The organism is Azospira sp. MPR-LB4, from assembly GCF_058809525.1.
Genome location: NZ_CM179521.1, coordinates 2,218,537 through 2,242,597, shown reverse-complemented (window position 1 = coordinate 2,242,597; position 24,061 = coordinate 2,218,537). Strand labels below are relative to the sequence as shown.

The 24,061-nt window shown below is 66.2% G+C and carries 19 protein-coding genes; 16 read left to right on the top strand and 3 right to left on the bottom strand.

What is annotated here, in order from left to right; genetic code table 11:
- Positions 1-111: 111 nt before the first annotated feature.
- The 9 genes from gshA to AC3QLZ_RS10570 all read left to right on the top strand — a co-directional run bounded on the left by gshA (position 112) and on the right by AC3QLZ_RS10570 (position 9,658).
- Positions 112-1,392, top strand: a complete 1,281-nt coding sequence (gene gshA, locus AC3QLZ_RS10610; RefSeq protein WP_014235857.1) for a glutamate--cysteine ligase — start codon at positions 112-114, stop codon at positions 1,390-1,392.
- A 94-nt stretch (positions 1,393-1,486) separates the two neighbouring features.
- A complete protein-coding gene (gene gshB, locus AC3QLZ_RS10605) occupies positions 1,487-2,434 on the top strand; it encodes a glutathione synthase (protein WP_014235856.1) in 948 nt (315 codons plus the stop codon).
- Positions 2,422-3,462, top strand: coding sequence for an FAD:protein FMN transferase (locus tag AC3QLZ_RS10600; RefSeq protein ID WP_014235855.1), 1,041 nt, complete (start codon positions 2,422-2,424; stop codon positions 3,460-3,462). Before gshB ends, AC3QLZ_RS10600 begins: the two co-directional genes overlap by 13 nt.
- Positions 3,463-3,661: 199 nt before the next feature.
- Positions 3,662-4,054, top strand: coding sequence for a PTS sugar transporter subunit IIA (locus AC3QLZ_RS10595; RefSeq protein ID WP_014235854.1), 393 nt, complete (start codon positions 3,662-3,664; stop codon positions 4,052-4,054).
- A gap of 29 nt (positions 4,055-4,083) precedes the next feature.
- Positions 4,084-4,362: an HPr family phosphocarrier protein gene (locus AC3QLZ_RS10590; protein ID WP_014235853.1), complete on the top strand. Its 279-nt coding sequence runs from the start codon at positions 4,084-4,086 to the stop codon at positions 4,360-4,362.
- 88 nt (positions 4,363-4,450) lie between these two features.
- Positions 4,451-6,190, top strand: coding sequence for a phosphoenolpyruvate--protein phosphotransferase (gene ptsP, locus AC3QLZ_RS10585; protein WP_014235852.1), 1,740 nt, complete (start codon positions 4,451-4,453; stop codon positions 6,188-6,190).
- 189 nt (positions 6,191-6,379) lie between these two features.
- On the top strand, positions 6,380-7,507 hold the full coding sequence (gene metX / locus AC3QLZ_RS10580) for a homoserine O-succinyltransferase MetX (RefSeq protein ID WP_014235851.1): 1,128 nt from the start codon (positions 6,380-6,382) through the stop codon (positions 7,505-7,507).
- Positions 7,508-7,517: 10 nt separating this feature from the next.
- Positions 7,518-8,114, top strand: coding sequence for a methionine biosynthesis protein MetW (metW, locus tag AC3QLZ_RS10575; protein WP_014235850.1), 597 nt, complete (start codon positions 7,518-7,520; stop codon positions 8,112-8,114).
- A 2-nt stretch (positions 8,115-8,116) separates the two neighbouring features.
- Entirely contained in the window at positions 8,117-9,658 is a 1,542-nt protein-coding gene (locus AC3QLZ_RS10570; protein ID WP_014235849.1) for an AmpG family muropeptide MFS transporter, read from the top strand.
- A 15-nt stretch (positions 9,659-9,673) separates the two neighbouring features.
- On the opposite strand, the gene AC3QLZ_RS10565 is transcribed toward AC3QLZ_RS10570, so the two are convergent.
- The 3 genes from AC3QLZ_RS10565 to AC3QLZ_RS10555 form a co-directional block, all read right to left on the bottom strand.
- Complete coding sequence (locus AC3QLZ_RS10565) at positions 9,674-10,093, bottom strand: secondary thiamine-phosphate synthase enzyme YjbQ (RefSeq protein WP_014235848.1); 420 nt, start codon at positions 10,091-10,093, stop codon at positions 9,674-9,676.
- Positions 10,094-10,285: 192 nt separating this feature from the next.
- Positions 10,286-14,164, bottom strand: a complete 3,879-nt coding sequence (locus AC3QLZ_RS10560) for a DUF3683 domain-containing protein (RefSeq protein ID WP_014235846.1) — start codon at positions 14,162-14,164, stop codon at positions 10,286-10,288.
- 93 nt (positions 14,165-14,257) lie between these two features.
- The gene (locus tag AC3QLZ_RS10555; protein WP_043798709.1) at positions 14,258-14,686 is read right to left on the bottom strand and encodes a YqaA family protein; all 429 of its coding nucleotides are present in this window, start codon (positions 14,684-14,686) and stop codon (positions 14,258-14,260) included.
- A gap of 316 nt (positions 14,687-15,002) precedes the next feature.
- Here AC3QLZ_RS10555 and AC3QLZ_RS10550 point away from each other — a divergent pair, with 316 nt between their 5' ends.
- From AC3QLZ_RS10550 to ilvA, 7 genes are all read left to right on the top strand, one after another.
- Positions 15,003-15,542 carry a GNAT family N-acetyltransferase gene (locus AC3QLZ_RS10550; protein WP_014235844.1) on the top strand — a complete coding sequence of 180 codons (540 nt, stop codon included), beginning with the start codon at positions 15,003-15,005 and terminating at the stop codon, positions 15,540-15,542.
- On the top strand, positions 15,539-15,850 hold the full coding sequence (locus AC3QLZ_RS10545) for a DUF6916 family protein (protein ID WP_014235843.1): 312 nt from the start codon (positions 15,539-15,541) through the stop codon (positions 15,848-15,850). The genes AC3QLZ_RS10550 and AC3QLZ_RS10545 overlap by 4 nt, the downstream gene beginning before the upstream one ends.
- Positions 15,851-15,889: 39 nt before the next feature.
- Positions 15,890-16,396 carry a phage tail protein gene (locus AC3QLZ_RS10540; RefSeq protein WP_202945985.1) on the top strand — a complete coding sequence of 169 codons (507 nt, stop codon included), beginning with the start codon at positions 15,890-15,892 and terminating at the stop codon, positions 16,394-16,396.
- A gap of 12 nt (positions 16,397-16,408) precedes the next feature.
- On the top strand, positions 16,409-16,930 hold the full coding sequence (locus tag AC3QLZ_RS10535; RefSeq protein ID WP_014235841.1) for a phage tail protein: 522 nt from the start codon (positions 16,409-16,411) through the stop codon (positions 16,928-16,930).
- Between the two features lie 18 nt (positions 16,931-16,948).
- A complete protein-coding gene (locus AC3QLZ_RS10530; RefSeq protein ID WP_014235840.1) occupies positions 16,949-17,488 on the top strand; it encodes a phage tail protein in 540 nt (179 codons plus the stop codon).
- Positions 17,489-17,641: 153 nt separating this feature from the next.
- On the top strand, positions 17,642-22,345 hold the full coding sequence (locus AC3QLZ_RS10525) for an Ig-like domain-containing protein (RefSeq protein WP_162097129.1): 4,704 nt from the start codon (positions 17,642-17,644) through the stop codon (positions 22,343-22,345).
- 142 nt (positions 22,346-22,487) lie between these two features.
- Positions 22,488-23,999, top strand: a complete 1,512-nt coding sequence (gene ilvA / locus AC3QLZ_RS10520; RefSeq protein ID WP_014235838.1) for a threonine ammonia-lyase, biosynthetic — start codon at positions 22,488-22,490, stop codon at positions 23,997-23,999.
- The last annotated feature ends 62 nt before the right edge of the window (positions 24,000-24,061 follow it).

Below are 24,061 nucleotides of genomic sequence, written 5' to 3'. Positions count from 1 at the left end.
GAGGCGGCCGGGGGACTAAGGGAAAGCCGTCGGGGCGGCGGGACGCCCCGTTTTGGTAACATAGGCCGTCTCAACCACAACGGCGTTCCGCCGACCCGGAGACAGCTCCCCATGGTTCCCCATCTCACCACCGCCCTCACCGGCCCCCTGCTGGACCTGGAAAAACGCTTCCTCGACGACAGTACCCGCATCGAACAATGGCTGCGCAGCCAGTGGCAGGAGCACACCCCGCCCTTCTACGGCTCGGTGGACCTGCGCAACAACGGCTTCAAGCTGGCCCCGGTGGATACCAATCTCTTCCCCGGCGGCTTCAACAACCTGAATCCGGCCTTCCTGCCCCTGTGCGTGCATGCCACCATGTCGGCCATCGAGAAAATCTGTCCCGATGCCCGCAACCTGCTGCTCATCCCCGAGAACCACACGCGCAACCAGTTCTACCTGATGAACGTGGCCCAGCTGGCCACCATCCTGCGCCAGACCGGCCTCAACGTGCGCATCGGCACCCTGCTGCCGGAGATCACCGAGCCCACCACCCTGGAACTGCCCAACGGCCACAGCCTGGTGCTGGAGCCCCTGGTGCGGACCCAGTACCGGCTCGGCCTGAAGGACTTCGATCCCTGCGCCATCCTGCTCAACAACGACCTTTCCGCCGGCGCCCCTGCCATCCTGCAGAACCTCAACGAGCAGTTCCTGCTGCCGCCCCTGCACGCCGGCTGGGCGGTGCGCCGCAAGTCCCACCACTTCGCCGCCTACGACCAGGTGGCCACCGACTTCGCCGCCCATTTGGGGCTGGACCCCTGGCGCATCAATCCCTATTTCGCCGTGTGCAACCAGATCAACTTCCATGAGCGCCAGGGCGAGGACTGTCTGGCCGCCCAGGTGGACATGCTGCTGGCCCGCATCCGCGAGAAGTACAAGGAATACGGCGTCACCGAGACGCCCTACGTGGTGGTCAAGGCCGATGCCGGCACCTACGGCATGGGCGTCATGACGGTGAAGGACGCCTCCGAGGTCACCGGCCTCAACCGCAAGCAGCGCAACAAGATGAGCGTGGTCAAGGAAGGCCTGGAAGTGTCCGAGGTGATCATCCAGGAAGGGGTGCATACCTTCGAGAGCATCAACGACGGCGTCGCCGAGCCGGTGGTGTACATGATCGACCGCTATGTGGTCGGCGGCTTCTACCGGGTGCACAGCGGTCGCGCCAAGGACGAAAACCTCAACGCCCCGGGCATGCACTTCGAGCCCCTGGCCTTTGAGACCTGCTGCAACCAGCCCGAGCACGCCCTGGCCCCGGATGCCCCGCCCAACCGCTTCTACGCCTACGGAGTGGTGGCCCGCCTGGCCCTGCTGGCAGCGTCCGTGGAACTGGAAAACACCGCGCCGGCGGCCTGATGTCCTTGTCCGGGGCGACGGCCGGGAACCATCCCGGCGTTTTCGCCTCTGTGACAGGGCTCGCTCCTGCCGCCCACCTCTTTCAGGACTTTCCATGCGCATTGCCTTCATCGTCGATCCCCTGGACCAGCTCAAGGCCTACAAGGACTCATCCGTGGCCATGATGCGGGCCGCAGAGCGCCACGGCCACGAGGCCTGGGCCCTGCAGGTGGACAGCTTGGCCTGGAGCCAGGAGGGCGGCGTGCGGGGCCAGGCCCTGCGCGTGCATACCCGGCCCGACGACCACGACTGGTACCGGGAGACGGGTCGGGAGAGTCTGGCCCTGAAGGATTTCGATGCGGTGGTGATGCGCAAGGACCCGCCCTTCGATGTCGAATACGTTACCGCCACCTGGCTGTTGGAGCGGGCCGAGGCGGAAGGGGCGCGCATTTTCAACAAGCCCCGGGCCCTGCGGGACCATTCGGAGAAATTCGCCACCGCCGAATTCCCCCAGTTCACCGTGCCGGCCCTGGTGACCCGGGACAGCCATGCCCTGCAGGCCTTCATCGACACCCAGCGGGACGTGGTGATGAAGCCCCTGGACGGCATGGGCGGCAGCTCCATCTTCCGCGTCCATCGCAACGAGCCCAACCGCAACGTCATCATCGAGGTGCTGACCCAGCTGGGTCAGCGCACGGTCATGGCCCAGCGCTTCATTCCCGAGATCAGCCATGGCGACAAGCGCATCCTGCTGATCAACGGCAAGCCCGTGCCCTACGCCCTGGCCCGCATTCCCAAGGCCGGCGAGACCCGCGGCAACCTGGCCGTGGGCGGCACCGGCGTGGCCCAGGAGCTGTCGCCCCGGGACCGGCAGATCGCCGAGAGCCTGGGCCCCGTCCTGGCGGCCCGGGGCCTGTTCCTGGTGGGCCTGGACGTGATCGGCGACTGGCTCACGGAAATCAACGTCACCAGCCCCACCTGCATGGTGGAGATCCAACAGCAGACCGGCTTCGATGTGGCCGGCGCCTTCATCACCGCCCTGGAGCACGCATGCGGTTCGTAGCACCCCTGTTCGTCGCCGTCCTGCTTTCCCTTCTTTCCGCCTGCAGCAAGGCCCCCCTGACCCAGCAGGAATCCTACGTCTTCGGCACCCGGGTCGAGGTGCTGGTGGCCGGCACCCCGGAGCCCCAGGCGCGGACGGCGGTGGGTGAAGTGCTGCAGGAATTCGACCGCCTGCACCGGGCCTACCACGCCTGGCAGCCGTCCGAGCTGACCGCCCTCAACGATGCCATCGCCGCCGGCAAGAGCCTCAAGGTCTCGGCCGAACTGCGCCAGCTGCTGCAGGATTCCCAGGCCATCGCCGCCCGGGGCCAGTGGCTGTTCGACCCGGCCATCGGCCGCCTGGTGGAGCTGTGGGGTTTCCACGCCGACGAGTTCAAGCCGGCCCTGCCCGATCCCAACCGGGCCTCCTTCCTCGCCGCCGCCCGCCCTTCCCTGCGGGACCTGAGCTTCAAGGGCGAGCGGGTGGCCTGCAGCAATCCCTCGGTGGCCATCGACCTGGGCGGCTATCTCAAGGGCGTGGCCCTGGACCGGGCCGCCGCCATCCTCAAGGCCCGGGGCATCCACAATGCCCTCATCAACATCGGCGGCAACGTGCTGGCCCTGGGCGAGAAGAACGGCGATCCCTGGCGGGTGGGCATCCAGCATCCGCGCCAGCCGGGCCCCATGGCCAGCCTGGAGCTGAAGGACGGCGAGGCGGTCGGTACCTCCGGCGACTACCAGCGCTATTTCGAGGTGGGCGGCCAGCGCTACAGCCACCTCATCGATCCGCGCCGGGGCTGGCCGGCCCAGGGCACCCAGACGGTGACCGTGCTCATCCCTCCCGGGCCCCAGGCCGGCACCCTTTCCGACGCCCTGTCCAAGCCCCTCTTCATCGCCGGCGCCGCCGACTGGCAGCGCCTGGCCCAGGCCACCGGCGTCAGCCAGGCCCTGCGGGTGGACGGCAGCGGCGCCATCCAGGTGACCAAAGGTCTGGCCGAGCGGCTGAAATGGGCAGACGGAGTGAAGCCGGCAACGGTAATATCTCCCTAGTTTTGCAGGGGAGAGGCCGCTCCGGCCCTGGCGGTCGCCGGGTGGGAAGCTGACCGCCGGCGGTTGCCGGCCGCCGGACCGCACCGGATAATCGTTCCAGCCGGGCATGCCGCCATTGCCGCGCCAGCTCTTCCTCTCCTTGTTGGCCTGCCCGTCTTCGGCGCCAGGCTTTGATTTCCAGGCAGGACCTTAAGCTAGAATGACAGTTGGCATCTTGATCATCGCCCACGGCGACATCGGCCCCGCCCTCATCGGCGCCGCTTCCCACGTCCTCGGCCGCAATCTGGCGGAGGAAAGGGTGGCCAGCCTGCGCGCCGGCCATGACGAGGCGCGGGAGGATTTCCTGGCCCAGGCCAAGGCCCGGGTGGCCGATCTCGACAGCGGCGACGGGGTACTGCTGCTGACCGACCTGTTCGGCGCCACTCCGGCCAACCTGTCCCGGGAGCTGCTGCAGCCGGGCCGGGTCGCCGGCGCCGCCGGGGTCAGCCTGCCCATGCTGCTGCGGGCCGTCAATTACCGTCAGCTGCCCCTGGAGGCACTGAGGGACAAGGCCCTCACCGCCGCCACCGAATGTTCCGCTCCCCTGCCCTGAGCCCGGGTGAGCCCTGAAAGGAGTAATGCATGAGCCAGACCTGCCGTGCCGATGCGGAAATCACCAACAAGCTGGGCCTGCACGCCCGGGCCTCGGCCAAGCTGACCCAGCTCGCCGGCCGCTTCAAGAGCGAGGTGTGGATGGAGCGCAACGGCCGCCGCATCAACGCCAAGAGCATCATGGGGGTGATGATGCTGGCCGCCGGCAAGGGTTCCACGGTCAGCGTCGAGACCAGCGGTCCGGATGCGGAGCAGGCCCTGCAGGAACTCCTGGCCCTGATTGCCGACAAATTCGGCGAAGGGGAGTGATTTCCGCCATGACGCCGGCACGGCGTCGCGGCCCCAAGCCAGTCCGCCCGCGGGCGGCATAAACAGAACAACACCTCGGGAGACCGACATGAGCTTCACCATCCACGGCCTTGGCGTTTCCGGCGGCATTGCCATCGGGGTGGCCCAGCTCATGTCCCACGCCACCCTGGAGGTGGCCCACCTGACCATCGGCCCGCGCATGGCCGACAAGGAAGTGCTGCGCTTCGAGGCCGCCATCCTGGCGGTGCAAGCCGAACTGGAACAGCTCAAGCTGGAAGCCAGCAAGGGCAACGCCCCGGCCGAGCTGCGGGCTTTCGTGGACCTGCACGGCATGATCCTGGCCGACCCGGAACTGTCGGAAGTGCCCAAGCAGATCATCCGGGAACGCCGCTGCAACGCCGAGTGGGCCGTGGTGCAGCAGATGGAGCGCCTGGTGGCCCAGTTCGACGCCATCGACGACGCCTACCTGCGAGAACGCAAGGCCGACGTGGTGCAGGTGGTGGAGCGGGTGGTCAAGGTGCTGATGGGCCATCCCGGCCGCTCCGCCCTGCGGGCGCGCAAGGGCGGCAAGGAGACGACGGACCAGATCATCGTCGCCCACGACCTTTCCCCCGCCGACACCATCGGCTTCAAGGAGCAGCGTTTCGCCTCCTTCATCACCGACGTGGGCGGCGCCACCTCCCACACCGCCATCCTGGCCCGCTCCATGGCTATCCCCTCCATCGTCGGCCTGCACCGGGCCCGGGACCTGATCCGGGACGGGGAACTGCTGATCATCGATGGCACTCGGGGCGTGGTCATCGTCAATCCGGACGAGCGGGTGCTGGAAGAGTACCGGCTGCGCAAGAGCGAACTGGAGCTGGAACGCTCCAAGTTGAAGCGCCTCAAGACCATGAAGGCCACCACCCTGGACGGGGTGGATGTGCTGATGTACGCCAACATCGAACTGCCGGAGGACGTGGAGGCGGCCCGCACCGCCGGTGCCGACGGCATCGGCCTGTTCCGCACCGAATTCCTTTTCCTCAACCGGGGCGATATGCCCACCGAGGACGAGCAGTTCGAGGCCTACCGCAAGGTGGTCAAGGGCATGGAAGGCAAGCCCGTGACCATCCGCACCTTCGACCTGGGGGCCGACAAGGCCCTGGACGCCATGGACCGGGTCAAGACCAACCCGGCCCTGGGCCTGCGCGCCATCCGCCTGCAGCTGGCCGAGCCGAAGATGTTCCGCACCCAGCTGCGGGCCATCCTGCGGGCCTCCAAGTACGGCAAGGTGAAAATCCTCATCCCCATGCTGGCCCACGCCCACGAGATCGACGCCACCCTGGCGGCGGTGCAGGCGGCCAAGCAGAGCCTGCGGGAGCAGAAGATCGGCTTCGACGAGGGCATCGAGGTGGGCGGCATGATCGAGATTCCCGCCGCCGCCCTGGCCATCGGCATGTTCCTGCGGCGCCTGGATTTCCTCTCCATCGGCACCAACGACCTGATCCAGTACGCCCTGGCCATCGACCGTTCCGACGAGACCGTCTCCCAGCTCTACGATCCCCTGCATCCGGCGGTGCTGATGCTGGTGGCCCACACCATCTACAGCGGCGAGAAGGCCGGCCTGCCGGTGTCCGTCTGCGGCGAGCTGGCCGGCGATCCGGCCATGACCCGGCTGTTGCTGGGCATGGGCCTGCGCGTCTTCTCCATGCATCCCTCCCAGATCCTGGAAGTGAAGCAGCATGTGCTGAAGAGCGAAGTGGCCGAGATCGCGCCCCAGGTGCGCAAGATCCTGCGCTACAGCGAGCCGGAGAAAATCCGCGAGCAGATCGACAAGCTCAATGCCTGAGCCCGGGGCGGACCGCGTTTGCGCTCCTCCGCCCCCTTGGTTATCATGTTCCACAGCGCCGATTTGAAATCCGTCAGCTTGCGGGCGCTTAATAAATACGGCTAAAGCGAGGACCGATGCCCAGTCCGAGCCGAGCCAATCTCGATTCTCCGACTGGGCGTCTTGTTTTTTGGTGATTGAAATCCTGCGATGTCAGACAAGCATTCCGTCGGTGTGGTGAGTCCCCAGCGGGCCCATTTCGCCGAACCCATCCAGCTGGCCAGCGGCGCCACCCTGGCCGCCTACGACCTGGTCTATGAGACCTACGGCCGCCTCAACGCCGACCGTTCCAATGCCGTGCTGGTGTGCCATGCCCTCTCCGGCAGCCATCACGTGGCCGGCCACTACGCCGACAACCCGAAGAACGTGGGCTGGTGGGACAACCTGGTGGGTCCGGGCAAGCCCCTGGATACCGACAAGTTCTTCGTCGTCGGGGTGAACAACCTGGGCGGCTGTTACGGTTCCACCGGCCCCGGCTCCATCAACCCGGCCACGGGCAAGCCCTATGGCGCCGACTTCCCGGTGGTGACGGTGGAGGACTGGGTCGAGTCCCAGGCCCGCCTTGCCGACCGCCTCGGCATCAACCAGTGGGCCGCCATCATCGGCGGCAGCCTGGGCGGCATGCAGGCTCTGCAGTGGAGCCTGGAATACCCGGAGCGGGTGCGCCACGCCCTGGTCATCGCCTCCGCCCCCAAGCTCACCGCCCAGAACATCGCCTTCAACGAGGTGGCCCGCCAGGCAATCCTCACCGACCCGGACTTCCACGGCGGCAACTACTACGAGCACGGCGTGGTGCCGGCCCGGGGCCTGCGCCTGGCGCGCATGGTGGGTCATATCACCTATCTTTCCGACGACCAGATGGGGGAGAAATTCGGCCGCCAGCTGCGGGAAGGGGTGCTCAAGTACAACTACGACGTGGATTTCGAGATCGAGTCCTACCTGCGCTACCAGGGCGACAAGTTCGCCGGCTTCTTCGACGCCAACACCTATCTCATCACCACCAAGGCCCTGGACTACTTCGATCCGGCCCGGGATTTCGGCGGCGACCTGAAGGCGGCCCTGGCCCGGGCCTCGGCCAAGTTCCTGCTGGTCTCCTTCACCACCGACTGGCGTTTCGCGCCGGAGCGCAGCCGGGAGATGGTGTATGCCCTGCTGCACAACAACCGGGAAGTCTCCTACGCCGAGATCGACTGCAACGCCGGCCACGACTCCTTCCTCCTGGACGACGCCCAGTACCACGCGGTGATGGGCGCCTACCTGCACAACATCGCCGTCTGAGAGAGCCGCCATGACCAACAATTCTCTCGACCGTTTCGACTTCGACGTCATCGCCAAGTGGATCGCCCCCGGCGAACGGGTGCTGGACCTGGGCTGCGGCGACGGCAGCCTGCTCAAGTTCCTGGCCCAGGCCCGCAACACCCACGGCTACGGGGTGGATATCGATCCGGCCAACGTCCTGGCCTGCGTGCGCAACGGCGTCAATGTGATCCAGAGCAACCTGGAGCAGGGCCTGGCCGGCTTCGAGGACGGTTTCTTCGACCACGCCATCATGTCCCTCTCCCTGCAGACCGTGCACCGCACCGTGCCCCTGCTGGAAGAACTGCTGCGGGTGGGCCGGGAGGCGGTGGTCTCCTTCCCCAACTTTGGCTACTGGCTGCACCGCCAGGCCATCCTCAACGGCCGCATGCCGGTCTCCAAGGACCTGCCCTACCAGTGGTACGACTCCCCCAACGTGCGCTTCTTCACCATCGCCGACTTCCAGGCCCTGTGTGAGGAAAAGGGCATCGCCATGCGGGAGCTGAAGGCTTTCGACGAAGGCAAGGAAGTGACGGAAGACCCCAACTTCCTCGCCAGCCTGGCCATCTGCCGCCTGGGCCGGGACTGAGCGTGGCCGAGGCCGCGGTCCTTTCCGCCGGCGCCCGTCTGGGCCGGGCCTGGCGCCTGGCCGCCATCCTGGTGCTGGGCTTCGCCTCCGGCCTGCCCCTGGCCCTCACCGGGCAGGCCATGCAGGCCTGGCTGACGGTGGACGGCATCGACCTGGCCACCATCGGCTTCTTCGGCCTGGTGGGCATTCCCTACACCTTCAAGTTCCTCTGGGCGCCCCTCATGGACCGCTTCGAGCCGCCCTTCCTGGGCCGGCGCCGGGGCTGGCTGGTGCTCACCCAACTGGCCCTGGGCGGGCTGCTGTGGCTGATGTCCGGCCTGTCGCCGGCGACGGCGCCCCAACTGTTCGCCCTGGCGGCCCTGGCGGTGGCGTTCCTGGCCGCTTCCCAGGACGTGGTGGTGGACGCCTACCGTACCGACCTGCTGCCCGAGGCCGAGCGGGGTCTCGGCGCCTCGGTGCATGTCTTCGCCTACCGCCTGGCCATGATCCTTTCCGGCGGCATCAGCCTCATCTGGGCCGGCCAGTGGCAGTCCTGGCCCCGGGTGTACGCGGTGATGGCGGCCATCATGGTGGGTTGCGCCGCCTTCTCCCTGCTGGCCGTGCCCCGGGTCAGCAGCGCCAACAAGCCCCTGGCCTCGGACCCGAAAAAGGAACTGCTGGGCTTTGCCGCCATGCTGGCCGGCGTCGTCGCCGGCTATGTCGTGGCTCGCCAGGCCCTGGTGGTGCTGGGCCTCAATCCGGACGATGCCAACAAGTGGGTGCAGCTGTTGTTCGTCCTGGCCGAGATTGCCGCCGCCCTGCCCCTGGCCTGGTGGTGTTCCCGCAAGGCCGGCTTCGAGACCCTCAACCAGTCCCTCGCCAGCTACTTCGCCCAGAGCGGTGCCGGAGCCTTCCTCCTGCTGATTGTGCTGTACAAGCTGGGGGACGCCTTCGCCGGCAGCCTGACCACGCCCTTCCTGATCAAGGGCATGGGCTTCCTGCAGGAGGAGGTGGGCATCGCCAACAAGGTCATCGGCATCTGGCTGACCATCCTGGGGGCCTTCATCGGCGGCCTCATCATGACCCGCCTGGCCCTCTACCGCTCCCTGCTGTTTTTCGGCGTGCTGCAGCTGGTTTCCAACTTCGGCTTCTACCTGCTGGCCCTGCTCGGCAAGGGGGCCTGGGGCGCGGTGATGGTGCCGGCCTTCGACTGGGGCATCGTTTCCCTGCACACCCCGGCCAGCCTGGACTGGCTGCTGCTGACGGTGATCGCCGGGGAGAACATCAGCGGCGGCATGGGCACGGTGGCCTTCGTCGCCCTGCTCATGGGCCTCTGCAACCACCGTTTCTCCGCCACCCACTATGCCCTGCTTTCGGCCTTCGCGGCGGTGGGGCGCATCTACGTCAGTCCCCTCTCCGGGGTGCTTTCCGAATCCATCGGCTGGCCCGCCTTCTTCCTCTTCTCGATCCTGGTGGCCGTACCCGGCGTCTTCATGGTGTGGTGGATGCGGCGGCCCCTGCAGGCCCTGGGAGCCCCGGCCAGCGCCGGCGCCGCCGACGACTGAGGGTCGCCGCCGGATTCAGTCGCCGAGCAGATGCAGCACCACCTCCCGGGAATGGCCCCGGTGGCGGTGTTCGTAGAGATAGAGCCCCTGCCAGGTACCCAGCAGCAGGCGGCCGTCGCTGACGGGGATGCCGAGGGAGGTCTGGGTCAGGGCGGCGCGGATGTGGGCCGGCATGTCGTCCGGCCCTTTCAGGTCATGCTCGAAGGCCGGGTCCCCATCTTGTACCAGCTTGGCGAAGAAGCGCTCCAGATCCCGCTGTACGGAGGGATCGGCGTTTTCCTGGATGAGCAGGGAAGCGGAGGTGTGGCGGCAGAAAACGGTGAGCAGGCCCTGGTGGAGGCCGCTGGCGGCGACGAAGTCGCGGGCTTGTCGGGTGAATTCGTGAAGCCCCCGGCCCCGGGTTGCGATGTGGATGCTTGCCAGGGCTTGGGGCACGGCGCGGGCCTGTCTCAGAGACAGAGATAGACGGCGAAAGCCAGTCCCATCAGGGTCAGAGGCAGGGCCGGCGCCAGGACGAGAGCGGTGTTGATTTCCTTGGCGCTCATGATGATGAAACCTCCTGTATGCAACGACTCCATGCTAGCAGGGGGCTTCATCAACATCAGTGAGCGTTTGTGACAGTGGGGCTTACAGCAGCACCCGCTCGATGCCGCCGCTGTTGGCCTTCTGCACGTACTGGGCCATCCAGTTCTCGCCCAGCAGGGTCTTGGCCATTTCCACCACGATGTAGTCGGCCTGGATGTCGGCATCCGGCTCGTAGCGGGACAGGCCCTGGAGGCAGGAAGGGCAGGAGGTGAGGATCTTCACCTGGTCCTGGACGCCAAAGTCCTGGCGCAGCTTGGTGGCGCCCTTCTCGATCTCCTCCTGCTTGCGGAAGCGCACCTGGGTGGAGATGTCGGGACGGGACAGGGCGAAGGAGCCGGACTCGCCGCAGCAGCGGTCGTTGAGGTCCACGCGCTGGCCCATCAGGTCGTTCACCACCTTGATGCCGGAGTAGGTCTTCATCGGCGTATGGCAGGGCTCGTGGTACATGTACTGGGTGCCCTTCACTCCTTCCAGTTTGACGCCCTTTTCCAGCAGGTACTCGTGGATGTCCAGCAGGCGGCAGCCGGGGAAGATTTTCTCGAATTCGTACTTCTGCAGCTGGTCCATGCAGGTGCCGCAGGAGACGATCACCGTCTTGATGTCCAGGTAGTTGAGGGTGGTGGCCACCCGGTGGAACAGCACCCGGTTGTCGGTGATGATCTTCTGGCCCTTGTCCTCCTCGCCGGCGGCATTCTGCGGGTAGCCGCAGCACAGGTAACCCGGGGGCAGCACGGTGACGGCGCCGGTCTCGTAGAGCATGGCCTGGGTGGCCAGGCCCACCTGGGAGAAGAGGCGCTCGGAGCCGCAGCCGGGGAAGTAGAAGACCGCGTCTGAATCCTCGGTGGCCTTCTGCGGGTCCCGGATCACCGGCACCACGTGGTCGTCCTCGATGTCCAGCAGGGCCCGGGAAGTGCGCTTGGGCAGGTTGCCCGGCATGGGCTTGTTGATGAAATGGATCACCTGGGCTTTCACCGAGGGCCGGCCCAGGGTGGCGGGCGGGTGCTGCACGATGCCCTGGGTCAGGCCGAAGGTCTTGGCCAGCTTGACGCCCAGGCGCTGCAGCTTGTAGCCCCAGCCGATCATCATGGTGCGGGCCAGCTTGATGGTGGCCGGGTCCTTCATGGTGAGGAACCACATGGTGGCGGCCTTGCCCGGGTCCAGCTTCTTCTTGCCCTGCTTGCGCAGGAAGTTGCGCATGGCCACCGAGACGTCGCCGAAGTCGATATCCACCGGGCAGGGCTTGACGCAGCGGTGGCAGACCGTGCAGTGGTCGGCCACGTCGTTGAATTCGTCGAAGTGCTGCAGGGAGATGCCGCGGCGGGTCTGCTCCTCGTAGAGAAAGGCCTCGATCAGCAGGGAGGTGCCGAGAATCTTGTTGCGCGGGGAATAGAGCAGGTTGGCCCGGGGCACGTGGGTGGAGCACACCGGCTTGCACTTGCCGCAGCGCAGGCAGTCCTTGATGGAGTCGGCGATCTTGCCGATCTCGGACTGCTCCATGATCAGGGACTCGGCCCCAAGCAGGGAGAAGGAGGGCGTGTAGGCGTTGTGCAGGTCGCCGCCGGGCATCAGCTTGCCCTTGTTGAAGCGGCCTTCCGGGTCCACCTTCTCCTTGTAGGCGCGGAAGGGGCCGATTTCCTCGTCCGTCAGGAATTCCAGCTTGGTGATGCCGATGCCGTGCTCGCCGGAGATGACGCCGTCCAGGGAGCGGGCCAGGTGCATGATGCGTTCCACCGCCCTGTTGGCGGTCTGCAGCATCTCGTAGTGGTCCGAATTCACCGGGATGTTGGTGTGCACGTTGCCGTCGCCGGCATGCATGTGCAGGGCCACGAAGACGCGGCCGCGCAGCACTTCCTTCTGCACGGCGGCCATCTTCTCGGAGAGGGGCCGGTAGGTGGCGCCGTTGAAGATGTTGTCCAGGGGCTCCTTCAGCTCCTTCTTCCAGGAGGCGCGCACGGAGTAGTCCTGCAGGCGGTGGAAGAGGGTCGGGTTGGCCGCCCGGTTGGTCAGCTCGCCGGCCACCACGCCGAATTCGGCGAAGCGCTGCTCGGCCTCGGCCAGGGGCAGGTCCAGGTTGTCCAGCAGCCACTGCCAGCGGGCGCGCACGTCGCTGATGTGCTCCAGGGCTCGCTCGCGGCGGTCCTCGATGAGCACGTCCTTGTCCAGCTTGGTGTCGGCGCTGTTGACCGGCAGATCGCCCTTGAAGAATTCGGTCAGGGCATCGCACAGGTCCAGCTTGTTCTGCAGGGACAGTTCGATATTGATGCGCTCGATGCCGTCGCAGTAGTCGCCCATGCGCGGCAGGGGGATCACCACGTCCTCGTTCACCTTGAAGGCGTTGGTGTGCTTGGAGATGGCGGCGGTGCGGGAGCGGTCCAGCCAGAATTTCTTGCGGGTTTCCGGGGTGATGGCGATGAAGCCTTCGGCCCCGCGCACATTGGTCATCTTGACCACGTCGGAGGCGGCCTGCATCACCGCATTTTCGTCGTGGCCGACGATGTCGCCGATCAGCACCATCTTCGGCCGGCCGTGGCGCTTGGCCTTGGTGGCGTAGCCGACGGCCTTCACATAGCGTTCGTCCAGATGCTCCAGGCCGGCCAGCTGCACGCCGGCCTTGTGGCCTTCGCCACCCGGCTTGAAGTAGTCGGTGATCTCGACAATGGAGGGCACGGCCTCCCGCACCTGGCCGAAGAATTCCAGGCAGACGGTGCGGGTGACCGGGGGCATCTTATGCAGCACCCAGCGGGCGGCGACGATGATGCCGTCGGTGCCTTCCTTCTGTACTCCGGGCACGCCGCCGAGGAACTTGTCGGTGACGTCCTTGCCCAGGCCGGTCTTGCGGCAGGCTGCGCCGGGCAGGGTCAGCACTTCTTCGGAGAGCAGCTTGTAGCTCCTGGCGTCGAAGCGCTTGAGGCGGAATTCCACCTTCTCCTGCTCGTGGATCTTGCCGAAGTTGTGGTTGAGGCGCTCCACCTCCAACCAGTTGCCGTCCGGCGTCACCATCTTCCACCAGGCCAGGTTGTCCAGGGCGGTGCCCCACAGCACGGCCTTCTTGCCGCCGGCGTTCATGGCGATGTTGCCGCCGATGCAGGAGGCGCTGGCAGAGGTGGGGTCCACGGCGAAGACGCGGCCGGCGGCCGAGGCGGCTTCGGAGACCCGGTCGGTAACCACGCCGACGCTGGTGCGGATGGTGGCGTAGGGCTTGTCGTGGCCGGGCAGGATGATCTCTTCCACCGGGCCGATGTCGATCAGCTTCTCGGTGTTGATGACCACGGACAGGGGCGACAGGGGCACGGCGCCGCCGGTGTAGCCGGTGCCGCCCCCCCGGGGAATGATGGTCAGGCCCAGCTCGATGCAGCCGCGCACCAGGGGACCGATTTCCTCTTCCGTATCCGGGTAGAGGACCACGAAGGGGTATTCAACACGCCAGTCGGTGGCGTCCGTCACATGGGAGACCCGGGCCAGGCCGTCGAAGGCCACGTTGTCCTTGCGGGTGTGGCGGGTCAGGGTCTTCAGCACCTTCCGGCGCAGCATGAGGGTGTCGATGAAGCGCTGTTCGAAGCGGTCCACCGCCTTGTGGGCGGCTTCCACCAGCTGGGCCACCTTGCGGCTGCGTTCCGGGTCCTCGCCGGCGGATTCGCTGCGGCGCTTTTCCACTTCCGCCAGGCGGTGGCGCAGGGCCTGCACCAGGGCCTCGCGGCGGCTGGGGGTGGCCAGCAGGTCGTCTTCCAGGTAGGGGTTGCGCTGCACCACCCAGATGTCGCCCAGCACCTCGTACAGCATGCGGGCGGAGCGGCCGGTAACGCGCTCGGCGCGGAGTTCGTCCAGCACCCGCCACATGTCCTCGCCCAGCAGGCGGATGACGATCTCCCGGTCGGAGAAGGAGGTGTAGTTGTAGGGGATTTCGCGCAGACGTGCAGTCATCGGACGGGGGCGGCCAGGGCCGTGTCTTTCAAAAGGTGAATTTTAACGTATTGCGGTGCATCAGGCAGAACCGTGTCCTGCCCGGACCGCCCTTCATGACGCCAGCAGTGCAAGTCCCTGGGCCACGACCCAGTAGCGGGCCAGCTTGCCGGCGGCTATGAACAGGGTGCAGGGCAGCCAGGGTAGCCGCAGCCAGCCGGCCGCCACACAGAGGGCGTCACCGACAAGGGGAGCCCAGGCCAGCAACAGGCTGGGGCTGCCAAAGCGGCGCACCTGGGCCAGGTGCGGCAAGCGGTGCAGGCTTTGCTCCGGCAGCAGGCGTCCGGCTCCATAAGACGTCAATCCGCCCAAAGTGTTCCCCAGGGTGGCCCAGAAAAGTGCGGCGGGCACTTCTGCCGGGTGGGCCAGGAGAAAGGCGGCAAGGGCGGCCTCCGAGCCGCCGGGCAGCAGGGTGGCGGCAAGAAAGCTGGCGATGAAAAGGCCGCCCAGGCCGGCGGCAGGATCGGCAAACCAGTCAGGCATCAGAAGGGGGGGGAAGAATGACCGCGCACCGATGTGGTGCTCAGCGCCCATTATCCCCCAGGGTGGATGGATTCCCGTCGTCCTGAGCGGGATTTATGTCTGCGAAGCGGGGTGGGCTATCACCATATTCCATTTATTTAACGCCCCATAGACAAAAAAAATACCCCCGGTATGCCGCATGGATAAACGGTCTTTACGTTTAATAAGACTTTGGTGATATGCAAAATGCATTGCTATCGTCATTCAGTGTTTGTATAACGCCATTGACGTGAACGTTAACCCGTTGTGTTCCTTACGTGAGTGAACCGGCTTGCCCATGTCCCTTTCCTGTACCGATTCCTCCTGCGGCAGTTCCTGTGAGGAGCGCCCTCTCCGGCTGGCGTTGCGTCCCATCGAGGCGGGGGACCGGGAGTTGCTGTTCCGCATCTATGCCTCCACCCGGGAAGCGGAGCGGCAGCTGCTCGACTGGGCCCCGGTCCAGTGGGAGGCATTCCTGCGGCAGCAGTTCGGTTTTCAGCACGACCAGTACATGGTGGCCTACCAGAACCCCTCCTTTGATCTGGTGCTGCTGGAGGACGAGCCGGTCGGACGCCTGTATGTGGATCGCCGCGACGACGAGATCCGTGTCATCGATATCGCCCTACTGGAGGAATTCCGATGTCGGGGCATCGGTGGCCGGCTGCTGCGGACCCTGATAGCAGAGGCGGAGACAGGTGGCCGCTTCCTCGGGCTGCATGTGGAAAAAAACAATCCCGTCCTGGACTTCTACCGCCGTCTCGGCTTCCAGGAGGTGGTGGACCGGGGGGTCTATCTCTACATGACCAGGCTGCCTCAGCACCAGGGGGGGGCATCGTGAGTACCCCCCTGCTCGGCTTGGCCGACTACCAGGCGCTCCAGGGAGCGACGCTGGCCTTTTCCCCGGCGGATGGCGGCGAGCCCCTGTGGCTGCAGCTGGTGTCCGTGGCAGCGCTCCGCTCGCCGACGATTGAAGGCTTTGTCCTGATGTTCTCGGGAGCGCCGGACCGGGTCCTGCCCCAGGGTACCCATCTGCTGGCCCATCCGTCCCAGGGCAACGTCCCCATTTTTCTCGGTCCCGTGATGGGCGGCGGGGCCGGGGAGGTTCGCTATCAGGCGGTCTTTTCCCGCCTGAGAACATCCGCCTGAGGAGAAACGATCGTGGAAGGCTATCTAGGAGAAATTCGCATGTTTGCCGGGGACTATGCCCCGCAAGGATGGGCCCTATGCAATGGGGCCACACTTCCGATATCCGGGAATGAAGCGTTGTTCTCCCTGTTGGGGACGACCTACGGCGGTAACGGCAGCAACAACTTTGCCTTGCCCGACCTGCGCGGCCGGGCACCCATGAGCACGGGTACCGGCGTGATTGCCGGCACGGGGCAGAGCCTGACGCCCAGAGCCCTGGGCAACTCGGTAGGGAGTGAGATGGTGGCCCTGAACCAGAACAACCTGCCGGCCCATACCCATCCCATGCCCGCCGGCGGCCCCGGGACCACCAACGCCCCGGCCGGCAAGCTGCCGGGAACCGCTGCCAGCAACCTCTACAGCCAGACGACGACTGCCGCCGCCAACATGAACCCGGCGATGGTCAGTCCCGCCGGCGGCGGCGGTCTGCCCCACAACAACATGATGCCCACCACCTGCATCAATTTCATCATCGCCCTCAGCGGCATCTACCCGACTGCGGGATAAGGAGACAACACCATGGATCCATTTCTCGGAGAAATCCGCCCCTTCGCCTTCGGCGTCATACCCCAGGGCTGGCATCTGTGCGACGGCACGGTCATGCAGATTCGGCAGAACAACGCCCTGTTTGCCCTGATCGGTGTTGCCTACGGCGGGGATGGCGTCAATACCTTCAATTTGCCGGACCTGCGTGGTCGCGTGCCCCTTTGCCAGGGCGTTGTGCCCAACGTGGGCACGTTTGTGGCTGGCAATGCGGGTGGCCTGGAAGCTGTAGCGCTGACCACCGCCCAGGTGCCGCCCCATAGCCACAGCGTCAGCTGCAGCACGGCGACTGCCACCACCAACAATCCGGCAGGAGCCCTCCCCGCCCTGGCGGCAGAGAACACCAATATCTATGCAGATGCCCCTGTTCCGGCTGCCTATATGGCTGCCGGCGTCATTGCAACGGCGGGCCAGAGCCTGGCGCACAACAACATGCAGCCGACCCTGGCTGTCAATTTCTGCATTGCCACCCAGGGCCTTTGGCCCACCAGAAGTTGAACATCCAAGGAGAACACCATGGCTGATCCGTACTACGGCGAAATCCGCGCCTTCGCCTTCAACTATCCTCCAGTGGACTGGGCCTTCTGCGATGGAACAGGCGTCAATGCCGTGCAGGCCCAGGTCCTTTTCTCCGTCATCGGCAACCTCTACGGCGGCAACACCACGGTATTCAACCTGCCGAAGCTGCAGGGGCGGACCGTGATGGGCAGCGGTGCGGGACCGGGCCTGACGCCCCGCAGCGTACCCCAGGCCGTCGGCACCTACAGCGAGACACTCACCGTCGCTCAGGTGCCGGACCACACGCACTCGGTCGTGGCGGAGGGCGCCAATGCCAGCGCCCTTGCTCCCGCCGGCGCCTATCTGGCCAAGGGGGTCAAGGGTACGCCACCCCGGGTGACTGCCGTGAATACCTATGCCGGTTCTGCGCCCAATGCGGTGATGGTTTCCGCCCTGGCGCCGGTCGGTAGCAGCGGTCCCCACAGCAACCTGCAACCCTATTTGACGCTGAACTTCTGCATTTGCGTCAACGGTGCCGACTACCCCCTCCGTCCCTGATGTCATCAACTGGCAGAGCCATCCATGTATGGCTCTGCCCTTTCTGTACCCCGTTGCGATTACTGAAGCACTCTGGATATGCGTATGAAACCGAATTGCCTGAATCCCCTGTTTTCTTCCCTTGTTGCGGGACTCAGACTTTTCCGTGGGCTGTTGCTCCTGTTGCTGGCCCTGGCACTGCCTGCCTACGGCACGATCAATGGCGGTACCATCGATTTCGGGGCGGCAAACACCCACTCGACCTACTCCGATGTGAGTTCCGATTACAACGGCCTAAGGTTTACCGGTCAATGGCTGTATTACATCTACGATGACTTGAACACGGTGGCGACCAACCGCAGTGGGGATGCCATCACTTCGACCTCCACCGGCGGCGATGCCATCATCAAGTCGGCCAATGGTACCGATCGCTTCAACATTACCTCCGTCAAGATATTGGCCTATGGCGTGGGAATGACCAGTTTCACCTTTACCGGTTATCGCAACAGTGTCGCTGGGCCGACGGAAACGGTGAATGTCACTCCGGGCAACACCTTCGTGCTCCATAACCTGAGCAACATGACCAATGTGGACGAGGTGAGGGTCACCAACAACTCGGCTACCGAACCGTTCAATTTCGCCTTCGACGACCTGACGGTTGCTGCCTATTCGGCTCCCCTGAGCCTGTCGCCCGCTTCCCTGACCAATCCCACGGTCGGCAGCACCTACAGCCAGACCATCAGCGCCAGCGGCGGCAACGGTACGTACAGTTACGCGGTCACTACCGGCAGTCTGCCGGCCGGCCTCAGCCTTAACGCCAGCACCGGGGCACTCACCGGTACGCCGACGGCGGGCGGTGCATTCAACTTCACCATCACGGCCACCGACACGGCCAGCGCTACCGGCAGCAAGGCCTATTCGGTGACGGTGGCAGCACCCACCATCAGCTTCTCTCCCACCACCCTGACGGCCGGTACCGTCGGCAGCGCCTACAGCCAGAGCATCAGCGGCAGCGGCGGCACGGCCCCTTACGGCAGCTACATCGTCAAGACCGGAGCCCTGCCTGCCGGGCTGTCCCTGAGTTCCGGCGGGGTCGTCTCGGGCACGCCGACGGCGGGCGGCACCTTTACCTTCACTGTGCAGGGGACGGACAGCAGTACCGGCAGCGGTCCCTACTCCGCCACCAGCAGCACCATTTCCCTGACCATCGGCGCTCCCACCCTCTCGTTTACGCCGACCTCCCTGACCGGCGGCACCGTGGGGGTGGCCTACAGCCAGTCGCTCAGCGGCAGCGGCGGTACTGCGCCCTATGGCAGCTTCACCCTGGCCAGCGGCAGCCTGCCGCCCGGCCTGAGCCTGGGCTCGGGCGGCACCGTCAGCGGCACGCCGACGGCAGCCGGCACCTACACCTTCACGGTCAGCGCCCAGGACTCCAGTACCGGCAGCGGGCCCTACAGCGGCACCAGCAGTACCATTTCCCTGACCATCGGTGCGCCTACCCTGTCCCTGTCGCCCGCGGCCGGGGCCCTGACGGCTGCCTCCCGGGGCAGTGCCTACAGCCAGACCTTCAGCACCAGCGGCGGCACCTCGCCCTACACCTACAGCATCACTGCCGGCAGCCTGCCCGCGGGCCTGACCCTGAGCAGCGGGGGCGTGCTCTCGGGCACCCCGACGGTGGAGGGCAACTTTTCCTTCACCGTCACCGCCACGGACAGCAGCGGCGGCACCCAGTACTCCACCAGCCAGGCCTATACCCTGACGGTCAATCCGCCCCTGCCGGTGGCCAATGCGGTGAGCGCCACGGTGGCCTACAACAGCAGCAACAACGCCATCACCCTCAACATCACCGGCGGCGCCGCCACCAGCGTGACGGTGGCCAGTGCCGCCAGCCACGGCACGGCCACGGCCAGCGGCACCAGCATCACCTATACCCCCACCGCCGGCTATTCGGGCAGCGACAGCTTCACCTATACGGCCACCAACGCCAGCGGCACCTCGGCACCGGCGACGGTGAGCATCACCGTCAACCCCCAGGCGCCGGTGGCCAATGCGGTGAGCGCCACGGTGGCCTACAACAGCAGCAACAACGCCATCACCCTCAACATCACCGGCGGCGCCGCCACCAGCGTGGCGGTGGCCAGTGCCGCCAGCCACGGCACGGCCACGGCCAGCGGTACCAGCATCACCTACACCCCCACCCCTGGCTATGTGGGTTCGGACAGCTTCACCTATACGGCCACCAATGCGACCGGCACCTCGGCCGCGGCAACGGTGACCATTACCGTCAATCCCCTGGCGCCGGTGGCCAATGCGGTGAGCGCCACGGTGGCCTACAACAGCAGCAACAACGCCATCACCCTCAACATCACCGGCGGTGTCGCCACCAGCGTGGCGGTGGCCAGCGGGGCCAGCCACGGCACGGCCACGGCCAGCGGCACCAGCATCACCTACTCCCCCACCGCCGGCTATTCGGGCAGCGACAGCTTCACCTATACGGCCACCAATGCGACCGGCACTTCGGCAGCGGCGACGGTGAGCATCACCGTCAATCCCCAGGCGCCGGTGGCCAATGCGGTATCCCTTACCGTTTCCTACAACAGCGCGGCCAATCCGGTGACCCTCAACATCACCGGCGGTGCGGCGACCAGTGTGGCCGTGGCCGGTGCCGCCAGTCACGGCGTAGCCACGGCCAGCGGCACCAGCATCACCTATACGCCGACCAGCGGCTATTCGGGCAGCGACAGCTTCACCTATACGGCCACCAACGCCGGCGGCACCTCGGCGGCGGCGACGGTGAGCATCACCGTCAATCCCCAGGCACCGGTGGCCAATGCGGTATCGGTGACGGTGGCCTTCAACAGCAGCAACAACGCCATTCCCCTCAGCATCAGCGGCGGCGCCGCCACCAGCGTGGCGGTGGCCAGCGGGGCCAGCCATGGCACGGCCACGGCCAGCGGCACCAGCATCACCTATACGCCGACGGTGGGCTATACCGGCAGCGACAGCTTCACTTACACCGCCACCAACGCCACCGGTACTTCGGCGGCTGCCACCGTTACCATCACCGTTTCTGCCGCGGCACCGGTAGCCAATGCGGTGAGCGCCACGGTGGCCTTCAACAGCGGCGCCAATCCCATCGCCCTCAACATTACCGGCGGCGTCGCCACCAGCGTTTCCGTGGCAACGGCGGCAGCCCACGGCACGGCCACGGCCAGCGGCACCAGCATTACCTACACGCCCCATACCGGTTATTCGGGCAGCGACAGCTTCACCTACCGGGCCACCAATGCCACCGGCACTTCGGCACCGGCGACGGTGACCATCACCGTCAATCCTGCCGCTCCCGTGGCCGGGGCGGTGACGGTGACGGTGCCCATCAACAGCAGCAACAATCCCATTCCCCTCAATGTTTCGGGCGGCGCGGCCACCACGGTGACGGTGGTGACGGCCCCCGGCCACGGCACGGCCACGGCCAGCGGCGCCAGCATCACCTATACGCCGACGGCAGGCTATTCGGGCAGCGACAGCTTCACCTATACCGCCACCAACGCCACCGGCACTTCGGCTCCGGCGACGGTGACCATCAGCGTCATGACCCGGCCCGATCCGAGCAAGGACGCCAATGTGGTCGGCATCATCGGGGCCCAGGCGGAAGTGGCCAAGCGCTTCTCCCTGACCCAGATCAGCAATTTCCAGTCCCGCCTGGAAAACCTCCATGTGCGCCTGCGTCCGGAGCGTCCCCGGGGCTTCGACAGTCCCAATGCCCGGCGTCCGTCGGTGATGCCCGCCCTGGCTGTCGTGGGCAATAACAGCGGGTCGTCTGCAGGAAATATCGATCAGAACGGCGGTTTCGGCCTCGCAACAGGAACGGCGGTCACCAACCTCGGTAGTCGTGATGCGGCTACCGGCACCGGTGGTGTTGTGACGGCAGGTCCGGCTCCCGGCCAGGAGAGCGGCTTCAATCCCTTCGCCGCCTTGAGCACCCTGGGCCAGATGGCCAACAGCCACGGCCTGCCGACCCTGAACATTTCCAGCAAGGCCAGCAACTTCCAGGACACCGGCTTCGATGTGTGGAGTGCGGGCAATGTCTCCTTCGGCCGCCTGGACGATGCGGATGCCAAGTTCACCACTTCCGGCATTTCCTTCGGCACCGACAGCCGCTTCGGCGACAACCTGATCCTGGGCCTGGGCGTCGGCTTCGGCCATGAGCGGCAGAAGATCGGCAACGACGGCACCCGCAACGTGGGCGACGATTACTCGGTGATCGTCTATGGCAGCTACCAGCCCGTGCCCGGCACCTTCATCGACGGCCTCATCGGCATGGGACGGCTGGACCTGGAGTCGCGCCGCTACTCCGCTGCCGCCGGCGCCTTCGCCACCAGCCAGCGCACCGGCAAGCAGTGGTTCGCCTCCCTCAGCGCCGCCTACGAGTTCCAGCAGGATGCCCACATCCTGTCGCCCTACGGCCGCATCGACATCGCCTCCACCCGGCTCGATGCCGCGGTGGAAAGCGGCGCCGGCATCTACAACCTGGCCTACTTCTCCCAGAAGGCTCCGGTGACCAAGCTGTCCTTCGGCCTGCGGGGCGAGACCAGCGTCGAGCTGGAGACCACCCTGGCCCGGCCCTATTTCCGGGTCGAGTACCAGCACGACTTCGAGAATCCGGAAGGGGCGCGCATGGCCTATGCGGACGACCTGTCCGGCCCCTCCTACCAGATCGCGGCGACCACCCTGAAGCGGGACACCATGGTTTTCGGCCTGGGCAGCGACTTCGTCTTCAAGAGCGCCTGGACCCTGGGACTGCGCTACCAGTACAGCAACAATTCCGGGGCCATGACCATGCATACCCTGGGGCTGCAGATACACAAATCCTTCTGACCCTGCGGGGCCGGGTGCAGCCTGCCCGGCCCCTGCCTGCCGGCCCCCGTCCCGGCGGGGGCTTTCGCCTTCCCTTCATGGACTTGCCCCCACCCGGGGGGTACACTGCCGTGCTTTACGCCCTCGGCATCCGACCTTCCCCATGCAGCACGACTATCTGACCAAAATCCTCAACGCCCGGGTCTATGAGGCCGCCGTTGAGACTCCCCTGGAACTGGCGCCCAATCTCTCCCACCGGCTCGGCAACCGCTTCTATTTCAAGCGCGAGGACATGCAGCCGGTGTTCTCCTTCAAGCTGCGCGGCGCCTACAACAAGATTGCCCACCTCACCCCGGCCCAGCTGCAGCGCGGCGTCATCTGCGCCTCCGCCGGCAACCACGCCCAGGGCGTGGCCCTTTCCGCCGCCAAGATCGGCTGCCGGGCGGTCATCGTCATGCCCACCACCACGCCCCAGATCAAGGTCCAGGCCGTGGCTTCCCGGGGCGGCGAGGTGGTGCTGGCCGGCGAGTCCTACGACGAGGCCTATGCCCATGCGGTGGAGCTGGAGAAGGCCGAGAAGCTGACTTTCGTGCACCCCTTCGACGACCCCTATGTCATCGCCGGCCAGGGCACCATCGGCATGGAAATCCTGCGCCAGCACGGCAAGCCGATCCACGCCGTGTTCGTGGCCATCGGCGGCGGCGGCCTGGCGGCCGGCGTGGCCGCCTACATCAAGGCGGTGCGGCCGGAGATCAAGGTCATCGGCGTGGAAACCTTCGACGCCGACGCCATGAAGCAGTCCATCGCCGCCGGCAAGCGGGTGCGCCTGGACAACGTGGGCCTCTTCGCCGACGGCACGGCGGTGAAGTTCGTCGGCGAGGAAACCTTCCGGGTCTGCCGCGAATACCTGGACGACATCATTCTGGTGGATACGGACGCCATCTGCGCCGCCATCAAGGACGTCTTCGAGGACACCCGCTCCATCCTGGAGCCTTCCGGGGCCCTGGCCATCGCCGGCGCCAAGGAATACGCCAAGCAGCACAAGCTGAAGGACAAGTCCCTGGTGGCCGTGGCCTCCGGCGCCAATACCAATTTCGACCGCCTGCGCTTCGTCGCCGAGCGGGCCGAGGTGGGCGAGCAGCGGGAAGCGGTGCTGGCCGTGACCCTGCCGGAGAAGCCCGGTGCCTACAAGCGCTTCGTCTCCCTCATCGGCAGCCGCAACATCACCGAATTCAACTACCGCTTCCACGAGGCGCGGGAAGCCCACGTCTTCGTCGGCGTGCAGGTGGCCAACCGGGCCGAATCCACCAAGCTGGTGGAGAGCCTGAAAAAGCACGGCTACGCCACCCTGGACCTGACCGACGACGAAATGGGCAAGCTGCACGTGCGCCACATGGTCGGCGGCCATGCGCCCCAGGTGGAGAACGAGCTGCTGTACCGCTTCGAGTTCCCGGAACGGCCCGGCGCCCTGATGAACTTCCTCAACCGCATGAGTTCCGGCTGGAACATCAGCCTCTTCCACTACCGCAACCACGGCGCCGACTACGGCCGGGTGCTGGTGGGCATGCAGGTGCCGCCGGCGGAGATGGGCGAGTTCCAGACCTTCCTCCAGGAGCTGGGCTACCACCACTGGGACGAGACTGCCAACCCGGCCTACAAGCTCTTCCTCGGCTGAGGTCGCCGGGGCGGCGGCGCCGGAGGGGCGCCCCGTCCCCGCCTGTGCCATACTGAAAACCC